The following is a 423-nucleotide window of genomic DNA, read 5'->3' on the forward strand; positions in this document are numbered from 1 at the left end:
GCACAGCCGTTCAACACCCCAATAGGCGCTTAGCTCCCTTATTAACGCGAACCTTTGAGCGAGTCCTGCATCAAGAGAGCTGAAGCCTTTTTTAGGATGGTGTTATCCTCTTCAAGGCGTTTAATCTTACGCTCTAGTTCGCGTATTTTGACTTGGTCTGGTGTCATCGGCATGGCACTCGATAGGTTGCCATTTCGCTCTTCTTTAAGCTGCCTTGCCCATTTATCGACGGTTGACTTGCCTAACTCTAATGACTCAGCAACCTCGCGAACTGAGCGCCCGTTATCGACGACTTCTTGGGCAACTTCTAGTCGGAATTCTGGTGAATAAGTTGATCTTGTACGTTTTGACATATTGATACCTGCTTAGTTACGGTGATCTTATCACCTCTAATCAGGTGGCCAAAATAGTTGTACCACTACA

Annotated in this window: 1 protein-coding gene; it reads right to left on the minus strand. The window is 46.3% G+C overall.

What is annotated here, in order from left to right:
- Positions 1 to 41: 41 nt before the first annotated feature.
- The gene (locus ACK8OT_RS19300; protein ID WP_410198138.1) at positions 42 to 353 is read right to left on the minus strand and encodes a transposase; all 312 of its coding nucleotides are present in this window, start codon (positions 351 to 353) and stop codon (positions 42 to 44) included.
- Positions 354 to 423 lie beyond the last annotated feature (70 nt).

It is taken from the genome of Motilimonas thetidivivens (assembly GCF_046452435.1).
Lineage (GTDB): Bacteria > Pseudomonadota > Gammaproteobacteria > Enterobacterales > CBDFNC01 > Motilimonas.

What these genes read in the sequence shown, in the direction of transcription:
- ACK8OT_RS19300 (WP_410198138.1), bottom strand. Translation starts at nt 353, where the DNA reads ATGTCAAAACGTACAAGATCAACTTATTCACCAGAATTCCGACTAGAA.